This is a genomic window from Pseudomonas sp. NFXW11, assembly GCF_049887815.1.
GTDB lineage: Bacteria > Pseudomonadota > Gammaproteobacteria > Pseudomonadales > Pseudomonadaceae > Aquipseudomonas.
Genome location: NZ_JAGEKI010000004.1, coordinates 95,990 through 109,282 on the forward strand (window position 1 = coordinate 95,990; position 13,293 = coordinate 109,282).

Genomic DNA, 13,293 nt, shown 5'->3' on the forward strand with positions numbered 1-13,293 from the left:
CGTTAATAAGTGCGGCGCCTGACAACTACAAAACATTTTTGCGTAGACGGTTTTTGCCGAGGTAAGACTGGTTCGTTGCTGCAAAAGCGACTGGGAGTCCGGTAGTTGATGCTGAAAAAAGCTGCCCTGGACCGCATTGCACAGAACCCCAAAGGCCCTGATCTGACAGGCAAGCAGCCTGGTGCTGTGCTGCAAGCGCAATCACAGAAGAGAATTGATGATCTCGCTGTGCAGTACAACACCAAATCAATTGAGCCGAAGGATTTTCAATTGAATTTGGGTGGTAAGGTATTGAAGACCGATCTTCATGTTAGCAAGGGGGCACCGGTCTATATGGGGGCTACCACATCCGATGTGGTGTCTTACTTTAGGCAGTTAGCTGGGGTTGAGAGTATGCCTGTAGCTAAAGTTATCCCTGGGAAGGGGACAATGTATACAGCTAAAACTGACGCTGGAGCCCGAATAATCCTTCGAGACTTTTCCACTTCTTCGCAGTAGACAGGGGCTTCTTGGACGATAGATGTTATGGATAAATCCATTAATGGCGGAAGAATGGTGGAGATCAAGTTCAAATGATTGAGGAACTCTATAAGTCGGTGTTGCGAAGCGCGTTTGGGCTCTCAATGGGCGTTATATGGCAGCATATGGCGGTTGAGCTTCTTGGCTCGTCTGTTGACTACGCGCGCCGAGTCAATCTGTTCTTCTCTCTGATGGAACGTTTGATGTTGGAGGGGAACATAAGACTTGCGCATGATGGCCTTTTCCTTTTTGGTACTATCCAAGATCAGCTAGACGTGCTCAAGGAAGCGTGGCCTGAAGATCCAGGTGAAGACGATCTTGATGGCTTCGGACTTTGGTTTATCACAGAAGCCCCTGCTGGGGTTGTATGGATAGACTCGGATGGGAAGGAGTTTTGGACTTAGTTCGTAAGTTCAGGTGCTGCAAAAGGTATTCAAAAGGTTTCTGGATTTGGATAGGTAGTGTAGTGGTCTAATGAAACCGGACACTCATTTAGGCGAGAATGCTCGCCAGATAGAGGTGTTTGATGACCAAACAACGTCGTTCATTTTCCGCTGAATTCAAACGCGAGGCCGCAGGCCTCGTGCTTGATCAAGGCTATAGCCACATCGAAGCCTGTCGGTCCCTTGGCGTTGTCGAGTCTGCGCTGCGTCGCTGGGTTAACCAGCTTCAGCAAGAGCGCAATGGCGTGACTCCGCAAAGCAAAGCGTTGACTCCCGAGCAGCAAAAAATCCAGGAGTTGGAAGCCCGGATCAATCGGCTGGAACGGAAAAAAACGATCCTAAAAAAGGCCACCGCGCTCTTGATGGCCGAGGAACATAATTGATCAACTTCGTTCTGAAGAGCCTGTTGATCTGTTGTGCTCGGTATTTGAAGTCACCCGATCTTGCTATTACGCGCACTGCCGCAAGCGTCGATCTCCGAACGTTGAGCGGATGGTTTTGCGCAGCCGCGTGAACGAGTTGTTCTCCCAAAGCCGCAGCATCATGTTCATGATGCGTGAGGACGGCATAGAGATTAGGCGATTCAAGGTACGCAAACTGATGAGCGAGATGAAACTGGTCAGCAAGCAGCCCGGCTCACATGCCTATAAAAAGGCGACAGTGGAGCGGCCAGATATTCCGAACGTGCTGGATCGGGAGTTCACTATAGAGAAGCCGAATAAGGTCTGGTGCGGTGATATTACCTATATCTGGGCTCAAGGCCGCTGGCACTATGTGGCGGCTGTGATCGATCTGTTCGCCCGCCGTGTAGTGGGCTGGGCATTCTCATCGAAGCCAGATGCCGACCTGGTGATCAGGCTTTGGACATGGCGTATATAAAGTCGGGCTCCCCAGTCTCAAATGTTGTTGGCGAAGGGACTGTGGGTAATGTTTATATAAAAACTCAAGATGGGTGGATGACCATAACTTCTGGCAGGGTTTCTAAACATAAAGGATGGGAATGATGTCGGCTGGCTTGTTTGTTCCGATCAGAGTGGTTCCTGATTTTCAGAACCTCGTAGGAGAACTTTTCACTTTTCTTTCCGGTTTTTTTAAATCGGCAGGTCAATTAAAGGTTGGTGTAAATCTTGGAGGGGGCGGGGAGCTGATTGATAGTTTGGTTTTTGTGAGTGATCATGAGCAGAAACTTCTTTGCTGGATCAGTTTTATGGAGGTTGCTGAAGATTTGAGAGAGAACTCGGAAGTAGATCTGCCTATTATTGCTCAAGTTACAAGGAGTTCGATAGAGCATATGTTATTTTCAGTGGCTGTTGCCTATTTAATAGGGAAAACGTTCGGAGGTCGGGTGATATATGACGATGCTCATGTGTATTTTGATTGTCAGAAAGATGTTTATGCGTTTTCCGAAGTTGAGAAGTATTTGACTGCTAGGTTGTGATGGTACTTGCGAGTGCATGTGGTGTGGGGAGTTGTGAAATATGAAAATCAGTGATGATCCTAATGAGAAGCAAAAATTATTTGATTCTTATTATGGTAAGGGTGATTTTTTAACGATAAATAAATTTGAGCGTGATATTGGTTATGGGCTTCCGGTGGCCTATAAAAGTATTGTTTCTGAGTATAATGGTGCATTTGTTGTAAATAAGAATGCTTTTCGGTTCTATAGTCAGTTTGTCGAACGGGAGGTGGTTTTTGGTGTAGGGCTTTTTCTACCTTACGGAAGTATTGATGGTGTAACGGAAACTATGGAGCTCAAGCGAAGATATCCGCCGGAAGGCTTTAATAAGGGGTTGGTTGTTTTTTCGGCGTTAGGGAATGGTGATGCTCTCTGTTTTGATTATCGGGAGTGTTTGAATGACAATCCCCCTGTAGTTGTTTGGCATCACGAAGGTATGTCGGAAGAAAGTGGGGTATCCTTGGTTGCAGATAGTTTTGAAGGGTTTTTACAGTCTCTGTATGAAGAGAATGACGATGATGACTGACTTTCAATAGCTATCTTGGTTTTTACATGCCTTGGCATCTAATCAGTTCCAAGTCTGATGATTGGGAAGATATGCTCTTGAAGATTTTGCAGGTGCCTTGCAGGGTTAGGAGAATTTTATTTCTTGCAATAATGTTTGTGGGTATATGTGGATTTTTAAATTTCAATAGGTAAAAGGAAATATGTCTGCTCTAGATGTCAGTTGGCAACCTGGATTTGGCTCAATATTTACTTGGTTTGCAATGGATAAATATGGGCGGATTGCCGTGATGGTGAACAACTGCTTCGGTGACTTGCCCAAGGCGTTGCTCAAGGTTGCTGCGGTTGAGTCACTGCTCGATCGAATGAATGAATATATGTGGGAGGAGTCAAAAGAGTTTTGTGATTATCCGGTGCCGAAAAATGGCGGTTTTGATTTGGACCTGTATTCCGCTTGTCGTCACCGAAGTTGTTTGTGCAAGAAGTCTATTGTAGATAGTCTTGAAAGTGAGCTGGCGAAAATGGGTCATTACAGTGAAACGAATTTGCCTGTCAATAAGGGTCTTTTTGTCTATCACGCCATTGAAGGCAGCTATGAGGGTGAGGACTATCCGGTAGGGTACGATGGCAACACCGTGATGGGTGACTACTTCAGATATCTAGTCCCGACAGTTTTCGCGTCGATTGAGGATTTTCCTCAACCATTGCGCAGAGGCATCGCTGTTTCGAATCAGTTGGACTTTACAGTTGATCGGTTGCTGTACAACGAACGTATCAATGAATATTTTCCCACTCTGTATTCAGGCTAAAGGGGGCGGCTTTGTACCGCCCCTACCTGTTTATGCAGATAGCTGCCCCTGCATCCGTCGTCCCGCCACATCCATCAAGTCACAGCCATCGCGCAGCAAAATGCTGCACACCAGCGCCAGTTCCTGTAGCACCACTGTGCCTTTGGGCTCCTCATCAGAAGTGGCGAAGTTTTCCAGCAGTTGAGTTGCGGCTCGGATGCGATGCGCCGCTGCATCGTGCAGCACATCAATGGGAGCCTGGGTATCGATCAGCAGTGAGGGAATATTGCAGTCGTGGCCGGTAATGGCTTGATAACGCGTCATCTGTTGAGCCTCGTTGGTATGACTGAGATCTCTGGAATTCAGGTCGCCAAACCCGGTCGTCCTTCCAACGACTCCCCCGACTATATCCATCCCGCTCCCTGCACTTAAAGCCCGATTCCTACTGCAGCTTCTGCTTCTGTCGTAGGGCAATTCCTATTTTGCCGAGCGTCTTTTTTCGAGCCCTTCCAGCGGCCAGTTCCTGGCTTACAATGCCGCCCCTCGGTGCCTGTCACTGGCCGCTTCAGGGCCCTGGCACCTGGTTGAAACCCATTCAAGGAAGATTCGTCATGCGTCTGCTGTCCCTGCTGTTCTCCCTCGCGTTGCTCGTCGGTTGCGCCTCCACGCCGGACTATTACATCTCGCCCAAGCCGGTGCAGATTCCCACCACCGCCACTTACTGGATCGATACCTTCAACCTGCAACTGGTGGGTGAGAGCGAGCGCTTTCTGCCCGAGGACAAGCTGCGCCAGCAGCTGGGCATGGAGTTGATCCGGCAACTGGGCAGTGCCAACCGCTACGCCGCCAGCAAGGAAAGCGCCGACTACCTGCTGGAGGTGGATGCGGTGTACAAGCGCCGTCTCAGCGATTCCCAGGGTGGGCTGGTGTCGCTGATCGTCGATGACAACACGATCCTGGCCAGTGTCGATTTCGGCTACAAGGTCCAGGTCAAGCGCGAGGGCACCGAGGTGCTGCATTTCGCCCAGCAGCGCGATGGCTTGCAACCGGCCGGGGCCATGGGCCAGTTGCGCAATATGAAGACCATGCTCGGGGCGATCAGTAACAGTGGCAATTCGGATGTGGAGGCGTTCTACGTCAAGGCCTTGCCGCGCTATATCGTTCGGGATATTGCCGGCATTCCTTCGCGTTGAATCGATGTTTGGTGGGATTGTAGGAGCGAGCTTGCTCGCGATGAGCTCGAGGGGCGCCGGGTTGTTTCAGTCGTGGCGCGTTATCGGTTACGTCCATCGCGAGCAAGCTCGCTCCTACAGGGGGGGGGGCGGGGTGTCAGTTGGTCTTTTGGCTTACAGCTTCCTGACTGGAATACAGATCTCGCACTCCAGCTCCCCGGTCGCGGCATCGTAGAAGGCACCTGCCGGGTAACGTTCGAAGGCCGGGCGCGGGTCGAATTGCAGGCCGCTCCTGGGCAGCCAGTCGCGGCACAGTTCGACCCAGGCGTCGGCGATATCCGGGCCCAGGCCGCGGTAGTGGGCTGTTGCATAGAGGCCGCCGGGCAGGGTGGTGACCACGGCCGGGGCGCTGGCCTTGAAGTCTTCGGCCACTTCCACGCAGGCGTCGTAGCGGCATTTGTCGGCGGGGGTGAGGTCCGGGTCGTCGTGGCCGATACCGTAGCGCGCGCGGTTGGACAGTTGGTTTTCCAGCATCCAGGGCGCGACGGTCTCGCGCCAGAAGCGGCCGATGCCCGGGCCGTAGGCGCCGATATAGCGCAGGTAGGCCACGCGGGTGGCCGGCAGTTGCTGCAGGGTGACTTCCATGGTGGTGTCCTTCAGGTGCATGAAGGCATCAGGATCGTCGAACGCGGGAATGTGGGTCTGATCAGGATTGCGCAATTCTCGCAGGCGCCGTTCGCGGATGTCGTCCAGGCGACGGTGCCAGCGTTTCGGTTCGGTGTCGCGCCAGGTACTGGGGGACACCGAAAAATGCTGCTTGAAGGCCCGGGAAAAGGCCTCGCCGGAACCGAAACCGACTTTCAGGGCAATCTCCAGCACCGAGGCTGCGGGGCGGCTGGCCATCAGGTAGGCGCCACAGGCCAGGCGCCGGCGCCGCAGGTAGGCGCCCAGGGGCTCGCCGACCCAGGCGCTGAATAGGCGGTGGAAGTGGTAGGGCGAGAAATGCGCCACCTGCGCCAGGTCCGCCAGTTCCAGGGGCTGGTCCAGGTGTTGGTCGATATGCTCCAGCACCCGGTTCATGCGCAGGGTGTATTCGTGGAGGCTGTGGTAGGCGGCGCTCATGTCTTCAGCTTAGTTGGCTGTGGGGGTTGGTTGGTGCAGTCTGCCGCAGATTTGCGCCCTGGGTGAGGGGGATTCGCCGGCAGGCCTTTGCCGGCGAACAGGCGCTCAATCATCACCGCAGCAACTGCTGCCCTTGCCTTCGGGCGCTTGGGTGTAGCGGTCATGGTGACGCACCCAGTTCATGATCGGCCCTTCGTTGCGGCCCTTGGGTGTCAGGTCGAGAAAGTTGTAGGTCCCCAGCAACAGGTCCAGGCCCCGGGCATAGGTGGAGTAGGTGTGAAAGATCTCACCCTGGGGGTTGCGATAGAACACGCTCAAACCGGGCAATTCCTGCTCTTCGCCGCTGGCTTGCTCATAGTTGTAGGTGGCATTGCCTGCCGCCAGTTGCTCGTCGCTGAGGCTGACGCCGAAGTCCTGGTTGAAGTCGCTGCCGGCGCTGGAGTACCAGTCGAAGTGCCAGCCCATGCGTCGGCGAAAGGCCTGGAACTCTTCATAGGGCGCGTGGGACACCGCCACCAGGCTGACGTCGTGATGGGCCAGGTGCTGGTTGGCGCCGTCGAAGTGATCGGCCAGGAACGAGCAGCCCTTGCAGCCTTCCGCCCAGCCGGCGCCGAACATGAAGTGATACACCAGCAGCTGGCTGCGGGCGCCGAACAGCTCGGCCAGGCTCAAGGGGCCGTTGGCGCCTTGAAACTGATAGGGCTTGTCGACCTTCACCCAGGGCAGCGCCCGACGCTCGGCGCTGAGCTGGTCGCGCTGGCGGGTGAAGGCCTTCTCGCGGATCAGGTGCTGCTTGCGGGCTTGCAGCCATTGTTCCCGGGAGACCACGGGATGATCGGTGCTGGGCATGGCATCTCTCCTCAAGGCGTTGGGGCTATGGGTCTTACACACGCTAGTCGTTTAACGTGCGGGCAAATCGACAAGCCGCCCAGCGGTTTTCGATCAGGAGCAGGCCTGGGGACTGGCTGAACGTCGGCAAAGCGTGCCGGTCACAATCTTCTGAAGCACCGCTGAGAGGTTTTATGCAGGAGGCGGCAAAGGTGTCGGCCATGCCTGTGGAGGCAGGACGCTGGTCGATTTCTGGCGGGGGAGAGGAGAGCAGTCCTGGCGCTTTGCAGGCAAAGCGCCAAGGGACCGGAAAGCGTGCGGGGGTTACTTCTTGCCGAGGCTGATCTGCTTGGAGGGGCCGAATGTCTGGCCGCTGACGCCTTTGGCAATTTGCTGGATTTCACCGCCGGACTTCAGGAATGCGGCGATCTGTTCATTGATCGATTCGCTGGTTTCAACGGCGGGAGCTGGTTTTGCCTTGCTGCTGTTGGATGCTTTTACGCGCATGGTGGCCATTTAACCTTTGGGGAAATTAAGCTGGCCGCGTATCTTAACAGAAATAACTGTTTTTTGCTTGAATCAGCTCTTTGCAATAGGGTAGCGACTTTGCTCTTTTCCTAAGTTGATCTCGTCGAGATGTTCCTAAGTGGCTGTTTTAAATAAGGACCTGCCCTGGCTCGGGCGGGTTTGGGGCTGCTTGCGCCAAGGCCGTGATGCCCTTGATTGCCGGACGAACGGCTGATAATCCGCAGGCAAAGCTAGAAAAATCAATGGCTTTCACGGATTTTTCCAATCGGTGCGCTTAGCAGCGCCTACGCCCGTGTGGAAAACAGGTAGAATGCCGCCCACGCAATGAGGGTATTGGAAATGGCTTTAGTCGGGCGCTACAACAGTTTGCAAGTGGTTAAACACACTAACTTTGGTTTGTATCTGGACGGTGGAGCGGATGGCGAAATCCTTTTGCCCAATCGTTATATTCCCAAGGATATTCCCAGTGAAGATGAAGACTGGCTGAATGTCTTCGTTTACCTGGACAGTGCCGACAAGTTAATCGCAACTACCGAAAAGCCGAAAGTTCAAGTTGGCGAATTCGCCAGTCTTAAAGTGGTCGAGGTCAACAGTATCGGGGTGTTCCTGGATTGGGGCCTGCCCAAGGATCTGCTGCTGCCGTACTCCGAGGAAAAGCGTCAGTTGAATGCCGGCGACTACTGCGTGGTGCATGTCTACCTGGACAAGCATACTCGCCGTATCACTGCCACAGCGCGTCTGGATCGCTACCTGGACAAGACTCCGGGCAACTACCAGGCGGGTCAGGAAGTTGACTTGCTGGTGGCCGAGTCCACCGATATGGGCTTCAAGGCGATCATCAACAACAAGCACTGGGGCTTGATCCACAAGAACGAAGTGTTCAAGTTCATGCGTTCCGGCATGCAAGAGAAAGGCTTTATCAAGGAAGTGCGTGCCGACGGCAAGATCAGCCTCAGCCTGCAACCTGTAGGGGAGCAGGCGGCCAGTGGCCTGAATGCGAAGATCCTCGCCAAGTTGCGGGAAAACAACGGCACCCTGGCGGTCAGTGACAAGAGCGACCCGGCCTTGATCAGCCGTTTGTTCGGGGTCAGCAAGGGCAACTTCAAGAAGGCCATCGGCGCGCTCTACAAGCAGGGCCAGATTGTCATTCATGCGGACCGTATCGAACTAAGCTGAAACTCGACTCCCACCAGCGGTCGAGGCTTATGAAAACCATGCTGGTTGCCGGGTTCGCCACCTTGCTGGCGTTCCTGCTGCTCGACGCCCTGTGGCTGGGGTTGATGATGGGCCCTCACTACCGGGCCCAACTGGGGCCGCTGCTGCTGGAACAGCCACGGTTGTTGCCGGCGGCGCTGTTCTATCTCCTCTATCTCTCGGGTTGCCTGCTGTTCGCCGTGCGGCCGGCCTTGCAGCAGGGCGGCTGGCGACGGGCCGGGCGCTTGGGCGCGTTGCTCGGGCTGGTGGCCTACGGCACCTACGACCTGAGCAACTGGGCGACCCTGCAGGCCTGGTCGGCCTCCCTGGCGCTGCTGGATTTGGCCTGGGGCGTGCTGCTCAGTGCCCTGGCCTGTGCTTTGGGCGTCTATTGCGCAGATCGCTGGGCCTCGGGCAGCGGCCCTAGGCCGTAACCGCGTGTTCCGCCAGCATGGTTTCGGGGTTGCCCGGAGCCTGGTTTTTTCAGTGGGTGATTGTGATGTGGTTGATTCAATGTGAGGGCGTGCGGTGAGCATCGAACGGCGCAATGCCGATGGATTTGCCCTGCAGGTGATGCTCGGGCTGTGCCTGATCTGGGGCGTGCAGCAGGTGATGATCAAGTGGGCCGCGGCGGACATTGCCCCCGTGATGCAGGCCGCGGCCCGTTCCGGGATCTCGGCGCTGCTGGTGGCCCTGCTGATGTGCTGGAAAGGCGGCTGGTCGCAGCTGTCCAGCACCTGGCGTGGCGGCTTGCTGGCCGGTGCGCTGTTCGGCCTGGAGTTCCTGTTTATCGCCGAGGGCCTGAAGCTCACCAGCGCTGCCCATATGTCGGTGTTCCTCTATACCGCGCCGATCTTCACTGCCCTGGGCATCAACTGGCTGCTGCCCAGCGAACGCCTGCGGCGTTTGCAGTGGCTGGGCATCGTGCTGGCCTTTATCGGTATCAGCATTGCCTTCGCCGGCGGCATCTCCCTGGACAACCTCGACCGGCGCATGCTGCTGGGCGATGCCCTGGGCTTGCTGGCGGGCCTGGCCTGGGGCGCGACCACTGTGGTGGTGCGTGCCTCGCGGCTGTCGGAGGCGCCGGCGACCCTGACCCTGTTCTATCAGTTGATTGTCGGTTTCGTCGGCCTGCTGCTGATTGCCGTGCTCAGCGGCCAGGTGACCCAGGTCCGCCTGACCCCGGTGGCCGTGGCCAGTGTGCTGTTCCAGGGCCTGGTGGTGTCGTTCTTCAGCTACCTGACCTGGTTCTGGCTGCTGCGGCGTTATCTGGCGGCGAACCTGGCGGTGTTCTCCTTCATGACGCCGATGTTCGGTGTCACCTTTGGCGTGCTGCTGCTGGGCGAGCCCCTGAGCCTGAACTTCGTGATGGGCGCGGTGCTGGTGCTGCTGGGCATTACCTTCGTCAGCGCCGAGCAGTGGTTGCGGCGGCAGATCCGTCGCTGGCTCTAGCCTTCAAGTGCCGGGCAGCGCTGCGCTTGGGGGCGTGGTTGCCAGAGCAACGCGCCGCTGAGCAACAGGCCGGCTCCGGCGATCATCAGCGCCAGCTGTAGGCTGCCGCTGAAGTGGCTGCTCAGGGCGGCCAGCAAGGGGCCGCTCAACTGGCCCAGGGCGAAGCAGGCGGTGAGCAGCCCGGCATTGCGCTGCGCCGAGTGCGGCGCCAGTTCCCGCGAGCGCTGCATCACCAGTTGCATGCAGGCCAGGAATGGCGTGCCGCACAGCAACACTCCCAATACCAGCCCCAGGCCACTGCCCAGCAGGCAGGCGAAGACGCCCATCGCTTGCAGCCACAGGGTTGCCATCAGCCAGTGGCGGCTGCCATTCGGGCGCTGCCGGCGCAGGCTGGCCAGGGCCACGCCGACGGCGGCGGCCAGGCCGAACCCGGGCCAGAACAGATCGGCTTGCCACTGTCCCTGGAACTGCGCGTTGGCCATTTGTGCGAGGAAGGTCGCGGGGATGATGTAACCCACGCCATACAGGCCATAGACCAGCCCCAGGCGGCCGACGCTCTGCTCTCTGGGCGCGAGGTTGTGGGGGGCATTGCCCGGGGTTGCCGAGGCCTGGGGCAGGATCGGCAAGATCACCAGCAGCATCAGCAGGGCCACTGCGGCGTACAGCAGCCACAGCTCGGCCGAACCTTGCCCCAGCAGGTTGCAGCCCAGGGCCAGCAGGCCGGTCAGCATGATTCCCAGGCCGGGGCCGGCGAACACCAGGGCGCCCAGGCGCGGGCGGCCCGCGGCCTGGGCCAGGGGTTGGCTCAGGGCAGTGATCATCACCAGCACCCAGGCGCTGGCCACACCGGTGCCGAAGCGCAGCAGCAGGTGTGGCCAGAAACCCCAGGCCCAGCACGAGGCCAGGGTCAGCAGTACGCACAGCCACAACCCGCCCAGCAGGCGGGCCCGCACCTGGGCTGGGCGGCGGGCGAACATGGCGTCCAGGGCGCCAATGAAGTAGCCCAGGTAGTTGGCGGCGGCAATCAGCCCGGCGGCGGTCAGGTCGACCTGACCTTCGTTGATCAGGTGCGGCAGTTGTGGGGTCAGGGCAAAGCGACCAATACCCATGGCCATCATCAGGGCAATGAAACTGGCGAGTAGGCGTAGCAAGGGCGACATGATCGGGCATCCATCGGTGGGAACAATGAGCCTCAGGCTAGGGGTGATTGACTTTCTTTAAAAATGAATAATATTGAGAAACTTATTCAGTTTTGGAGAGGGTCATGGAGTTCAGCCAGTTGCGTATCTTCCAGGCCGTGGCCGAGGAAGGCTCCATAACCCGAGCCGCTGAGCGCTTGCACCGGGTGCCGTCGAACCTGTCGACCCGGCTCAGGCAATTGGAAGAACAGCTTGGTGTCGAGCTGTTCCTGCGCGAGCGCCAGCGCCTGCAGCTGTCGCCGGCAGGCAAGGTGCTGCTGGATTACGCCGGGCGTCTGTTCGCCCTGCATGACGAGGCCCAGGCCGCGGTGCAGGGCGGCGAGCCGGCGGGGGATTTCGTTCTGGGCACCATGTACAGCACGGCAGCTATCCAGTTGCCTGCGCTGCTGGCGCGCTATCACCGCCGCTACCCGGCGGTGAACCTGCAGGTGCAGTCCGGGCCCAGCGGCGAGTTGCTCGAAGGCTTGCTCAGCGGGCGCCTGGACGCGGCCCTGGTGGATGGCCCACTGCAACTGGCGGGGCTGGATGGTGTGCCGCTGTGTGACGAAACCCTGGTGCTGATCAGCGAACTGGGCCATCCGCCGATCCGCAGCGCTCGGGATGTGGAGGGCCGTGCCGTGTTCACCTTCCGCCAGGGCTGTTCTTATCGCATGCGCCTGGAGTCCTGGTTTTCGCACTATCACGCCGCCATGGGCCGGGCCATGGAGATTGAGTCCTACCAGGGCATGCTGGCCTGTGTGATCGCTGGTTCCGGCGTGGCGCTGATGGCTCGCTCGATGCTCGACAGCCTGCCGGGGCGCGAGAGTGTGGCGGTGCATGTGCTGGCCGAGCCCTTCGCCCGGGCCACCACTTGGCTGATGTGGCGCAAGGGCATGCTGGGGGCCAATCTCAATGCCTGGATCGAAATGCAGCAGGGCACGCAAGCCTTGCGCGCCCATGGCTGATTCACCCTGGCCGATTCGCCTCAATCCAGTAACAGTTCATTGCGATTGCGGAGCAGCGCAGCGTAAAAGATCGGGCTATTATCTGCTTGAGGCGGCGCAGTATCGCCGCTCGGCACGACCCTGAGGGGGCACTATGAAAGACAAACTGCAAAGCTGGCTGCACGACCTTGGTGTCGCACTGGGCCTGATCGAGCCACCGCTGCAACCGGTGCCGATTCCTACCGACGAAGAGCTGCGGCGCCGTCAGCAACGCCGCCGTTGAACTCGACGCGAGCGCGGAGTGCAGACTCCGTCTCGCGCCTGCCTTGGCCCATCACCCAATGCCGGGCTACAAGCCCTGCGTATCCCTTTCGCTAGCGATTTTGCCAGGACTTGGCCTGCAACCATTCGATCAGGTCGGCGACCCGTTGCAGCTGTTCGAGCGCCGGATTGGTTGCGCGGGTGGAGGTGGGCAGGTCGAACCTGTCTTCCAGCTGCCAGAGCAGAGCCTCGATATCATCCAGCTCCAACCCCAGTGCCTGCAGTTGGCTGCTGTCGTCGAATTCGACGCCTGCCTCCAGCCTGCGGCGGATCAGCGGGTACAGCACCAGCCGAGCATCGGCCCGAGTCATGGGGTACCTCCTTCCTGTGCTCAGGAGGTCATGCGGGGCGGCAGGCGTTGGCGCGGGTCTTTTCCAGGATGACCAGGCTCAGCTCGTTGATCGAGCCTATCCGGTACAGGGCCTGTTCCAGGTCAAGGCGGATCTGGAATTCGTATTCCAGGCTGCGCAGCAGGGCCTGGAGGTCCAGGGAGTAGGTATCGGCCGCATGGGCCTGGCTGGGGGAGACCTGCCATTTCTCGGCCATCTGTGCGTCGATGGCATGGCAGATACTTTGCTGGATATCGAAGCGGTCCATAGGCACCTCGGAGCAGGGAAGATTCTTGTTCTAGGACCCTGTCCAAGGGTGGGGCGATAGCGTGCCGCGAGGCTGCCAGCGATCCTTGTACTGTTACGTCGTGGTTACAGTCGTCGCTGAGTCAGAGTACAGCACAGGTTTTTTCTCATGGGGATCACCGTTCGTCTTCTGAAGGTTGTTCTGTATGGGCCTGCAGGCCACGTAAACCGGCGCTTTGGCTTTTTACTGGGCAAAAAAAACGGGTGTG

General features: G+C 57.8%; 18 protein-coding genes and 1 pseudogene. 12 read left to right on the forward strand and 7 right to left on the reverse strand.

Going from position 1 to position 13,293, the window contains the following annotated elements; translation table 11 throughout:
* Positions 1–105 precede the first annotated feature (105 nt).
* The 6 genes and pseudogenes from J4P02_RS08250 (at position 106) to J4P02_RS08275 (ending at position 3,731) form a co-directional block, all read left to right on the forward strand.
* A complete protein-coding gene (locus J4P02_RS08250) occupies positions 106–498 on the forward strand; it encodes a hypothetical protein (protein WP_426189089.1) in 393 nt (130 codons plus the stop codon).
* A gap of 74 nt (positions 499–572) precedes the next feature.
* Complete coding sequence (locus tag J4P02_RS08255; RefSeq protein WP_426189090.1) at positions 573–923, forward strand: DUF596 domain-containing protein; 351 nt, start codon at positions 573–575, stop codon at positions 921–923.
* Between the two features lie 122 nt (positions 924–1,045).
* Positions 1,046–1,897: pseudogene (locus J4P02_RS08260) on the forward strand (IS3 family transposase); the annotation flags it as partial.
* Positions 1,898–1,965: 68 nt separating this feature from the next.
* The gene (locus J4P02_RS08265) at positions 1,966–2,400 is read left to right on the forward strand and encodes a hypothetical protein (protein ID WP_426189091.1); all 435 of its coding nucleotides are present in this window, start codon (positions 1,966–1,968) and stop codon (positions 2,398–2,400) included.
* Positions 2,401–2,440: 40 nt separating this feature from the next.
* Positions 2,441–2,944 (forward strand): SMI1/KNR4 family protein, encoded by a 504-nt coding sequence (locus J4P02_RS08270; protein ID WP_426189092.1) that lies wholly within the window; start codon positions 2,441–2,443, stop codon positions 2,942–2,944.
* 181 nt (positions 2,945–3,125) lie between these two features.
* Positions 3,126–3,731 (forward strand): hypothetical protein, encoded by a 606-nt coding sequence (locus J4P02_RS08275; RefSeq protein ID WP_426189093.1) that lies wholly within the window; start codon positions 3,126–3,128, stop codon positions 3,729–3,731.
* Positions 3,732–3,761: 30 nt separating this feature from the next.
* Here the strand turns inward: J4P02_RS08275 and J4P02_RS08280 are convergent, their stop codons facing one another.
* A complete protein-coding gene (locus J4P02_RS08280; RefSeq protein WP_426189094.1) occupies positions 3,762–4,034 on the reverse strand; it encodes a hypothetical protein in 273 nt (90 codons plus the stop codon).
* Between the two features lie 287 nt (positions 4,035–4,321).
* On the opposite strand from J4P02_RS08280, the gene J4P02_RS08285 reads away from it, so the two are divergent.
* On the forward strand, positions 4,322–4,903 hold the full coding sequence (locus J4P02_RS08285) for a hypothetical protein (protein WP_426189095.1): 582 nt from the start codon (positions 4,322–4,324) through the stop codon (positions 4,901–4,903).
* A 153-nt stretch (positions 4,904–5,056) separates the two neighbouring features.
* Here the strand turns inward: J4P02_RS08285 and J4P02_RS08290 are convergent, their stop codons facing one another.
* From J4P02_RS08290 to J4P02_RS08300, 3 genes are all read right to left on the reverse strand, one after another.
* Complete coding sequence (locus J4P02_RS08290) at positions 5,057–6,004, reverse strand: AraC family transcriptional regulator (RefSeq protein WP_426189096.1); 948 nt, start codon at positions 6,002–6,004, stop codon at positions 5,057–5,059.
* A 105-nt stretch (positions 6,005–6,109) separates the two neighbouring features.
* A complete protein-coding gene (locus tag J4P02_RS08295) occupies positions 6,110–6,853 on the reverse strand; it encodes a DUF899 domain-containing protein (protein ID WP_426189097.1) in 744 nt (247 codons plus the stop codon).
* Between the two features lie 303 nt (positions 6,854–7,156).
* Positions 7,157–7,348, reverse strand: coding sequence for a hypothetical protein (locus J4P02_RS08300; protein WP_426189098.1), 192 nt, complete (start codon positions 7,346–7,348; stop codon positions 7,157–7,159).
* Between the two features lie 351 nt (positions 7,349–7,699).
* Here J4P02_RS08300 and J4P02_RS08305 point away from each other — a divergent pair, with 351 nt between their 5' ends.
* The 3 genes from J4P02_RS08305 to J4P02_RS08315 all read left to right on the forward strand — a co-directional run bounded on the left by J4P02_RS08305 (position 7,700) and on the right by J4P02_RS08315 (position 10,006).
* On the forward strand, positions 7,700–8,536 hold the full coding sequence (locus J4P02_RS08305; protein WP_426189099.1) for a CvfB family protein: 837 nt from the start codon (positions 7,700–7,702) through the stop codon (positions 8,534–8,536).
* 29 nt (positions 8,537–8,565) lie between these two features.
* Positions 8,566–8,988: a DUF2177 family protein gene (locus J4P02_RS08310; RefSeq protein WP_426189100.1), complete on the forward strand. Its 423-nt coding sequence runs from the start codon at positions 8,566–8,568 to the stop codon at positions 8,986–8,988.
* A gap of 94 nt (positions 8,989–9,082) precedes the next feature.
* A complete protein-coding gene (locus J4P02_RS08315) occupies positions 9,083–10,006 on the forward strand; it encodes a DMT family transporter (protein ID WP_426189101.1) in 924 nt (307 codons plus the stop codon).
* Here the strand turns inward: J4P02_RS08315 and J4P02_RS08320 are convergent.
* On the reverse strand, positions 10,003–11,166 hold the full coding sequence (locus tag J4P02_RS08320) for an MFS transporter (protein ID WP_426189102.1): 1,164 nt from the start codon (positions 11,164–11,166) through the stop codon (positions 10,003–10,005). The genes J4P02_RS08315 and J4P02_RS08320 overlap by 4 nt on opposite strands.
* Positions 11,167–11,270: 104 nt before the next feature.
* Between J4P02_RS08320 and ptrR the strand changes: the two genes are divergently transcribed.
* Positions 11,271–12,149 carry a putrescine utilization regulator PtrR gene (gene ptrR / locus J4P02_RS08325; RefSeq protein WP_426189103.1) on the forward strand — a complete coding sequence of 293 codons (879 nt, stop codon included), beginning with the start codon at positions 11,271–11,273 and terminating at the stop codon, positions 12,147–12,149.
* 133 nt (positions 12,150–12,282) lie between these two features.
* Complete coding sequence (locus J4P02_RS08330) at positions 12,283–12,411, forward strand: PA1414 family protein (protein ID WP_011059908.1); 129 nt, start codon at positions 12,283–12,285, stop codon at positions 12,409–12,411.
* A gap of 91 nt (positions 12,412–12,502) precedes the next feature.
* Here J4P02_RS08330 and J4P02_RS08335 read toward each other — a convergent pair whose 3' ends face one another.
* Together J4P02_RS08335 and J4P02_RS08340 are read right to left on the reverse strand one after the other, a co-directional pair.
* Positions 12,503–12,760, reverse strand: a complete 258-nt coding sequence (locus J4P02_RS08335) for an acyl carrier protein (protein WP_426189104.1) — start codon at positions 12,758–12,760, stop codon at positions 12,503–12,505.
* Positions 12,761–12,788: 28 nt separating this feature from the next.
* The gene (locus J4P02_RS08340; protein WP_426189105.1) at positions 12,789–13,046 is read right to left on the reverse strand and encodes an acyl carrier protein; all 258 of its coding nucleotides are present in this window, start codon (positions 13,044–13,046) and stop codon (positions 12,789–12,791) included.
* Between the last annotated feature and the right edge of the window lie 247 nt (positions 13,047–13,293).

Bases quoted from the DNA above. Each gene is read 5' to 3' on its own strand.
- J4P02_RS08255 (WP_426189090.1), top strand. From the start codon at position 573: ATGATTGAGGAACTCTATAAGTCGGTGTTGCGAAGCGCGTTTGGGCTC.
- J4P02_RS08265 (WP_426189091.1), top strand. From the start codon at position 1,966: ATGTCGGCTGGCTTGTTTGTTCCGATCAGAGTGGTTCCTGATTTTCAG.
- J4P02_RS08270 (WP_426189092.1), top strand. From the start codon at position 2,441: ATGAAAATCAGTGATGATCCTAATGAGAAGCAAAAATTATTTGATTCT.
- J4P02_RS08275 (WP_426189093.1), top strand. From the start codon at position 3,126: ATGTCTGCTCTAGATGTCAGTTGGCAACCTGGATTTGGCTCAATATTT.
- J4P02_RS08280 (WP_426189094.1), bottom strand. From the start codon at position 4,034: ATGACGCGTTATCAAGCCATTACCGGCCACGACTGCAATATTCCCTCA.
- J4P02_RS08285 (WP_426189095.1), top strand. From the start codon at position 4,322: ATGCGTCTGCTGTCCCTGCTGTTCTCCCTCGCGTTGCTCGTCGGTTGC.
- J4P02_RS08290 (WP_426189096.1), bottom strand. From the start codon at position 6,004: ATGAGCGCCGCCTACCACAGCCTCCACGAATACACCCTGCGCATGAAC.
- J4P02_RS08295 (WP_426189097.1), bottom strand. From the start codon at position 6,853: ATGCCCAGCACCGATCATCCCGTGGTCTCCCGGGAACAATGGCTGCAA.
- J4P02_RS08300 (WP_426189098.1), bottom strand. From the start codon at position 7,348: ATGGCCACCATGCGCGTAAAAGCATCCAACAGCAGCAAGGCAAAACCA.
- J4P02_RS08305 (WP_426189099.1), top strand. From the start codon at position 7,700: ATGGCTTTAGTCGGGCGCTACAACAGTTTGCAAGTGGTTAAACACACT.
- J4P02_RS08310 (WP_426189100.1), top strand. From the start codon at position 8,566: ATGAAAACCATGCTGGTTGCCGGGTTCGCCACCTTGCTGGCGTTCCTG.
- J4P02_RS08320 (WP_426189102.1), bottom strand. From the start codon at position 11,166: ATGTCGCCCTTGCTACGCCTACTCGCCAGTTTCATTGCCCTGATGATG.
- ptrR (WP_426189103.1), top strand. From the start codon at position 11,271: ATGGAGTTCAGCCAGTTGCGTATCTTCCAGGCCGTGGCCGAGGAAGGC.
- J4P02_RS08330 (WP_011059908.1), top strand. From the start codon at position 12,283: ATGAAAGACAAACTGCAAAGCTGGCTGCACGACCTTGGTGTCGCACTG.
- J4P02_RS08335 (WP_426189104.1), bottom strand. From the start codon at position 12,760: ATGACTCGGGCCGATGCTCGGCTGGTGCTGTACCCGCTGATCCGCCGC.
- J4P02_RS08340 (WP_426189105.1), bottom strand. From the start codon at position 13,046: ATGGACCGCTTCGATATCCAGCAAAGTATCTGCCATGCCATCGACGCA.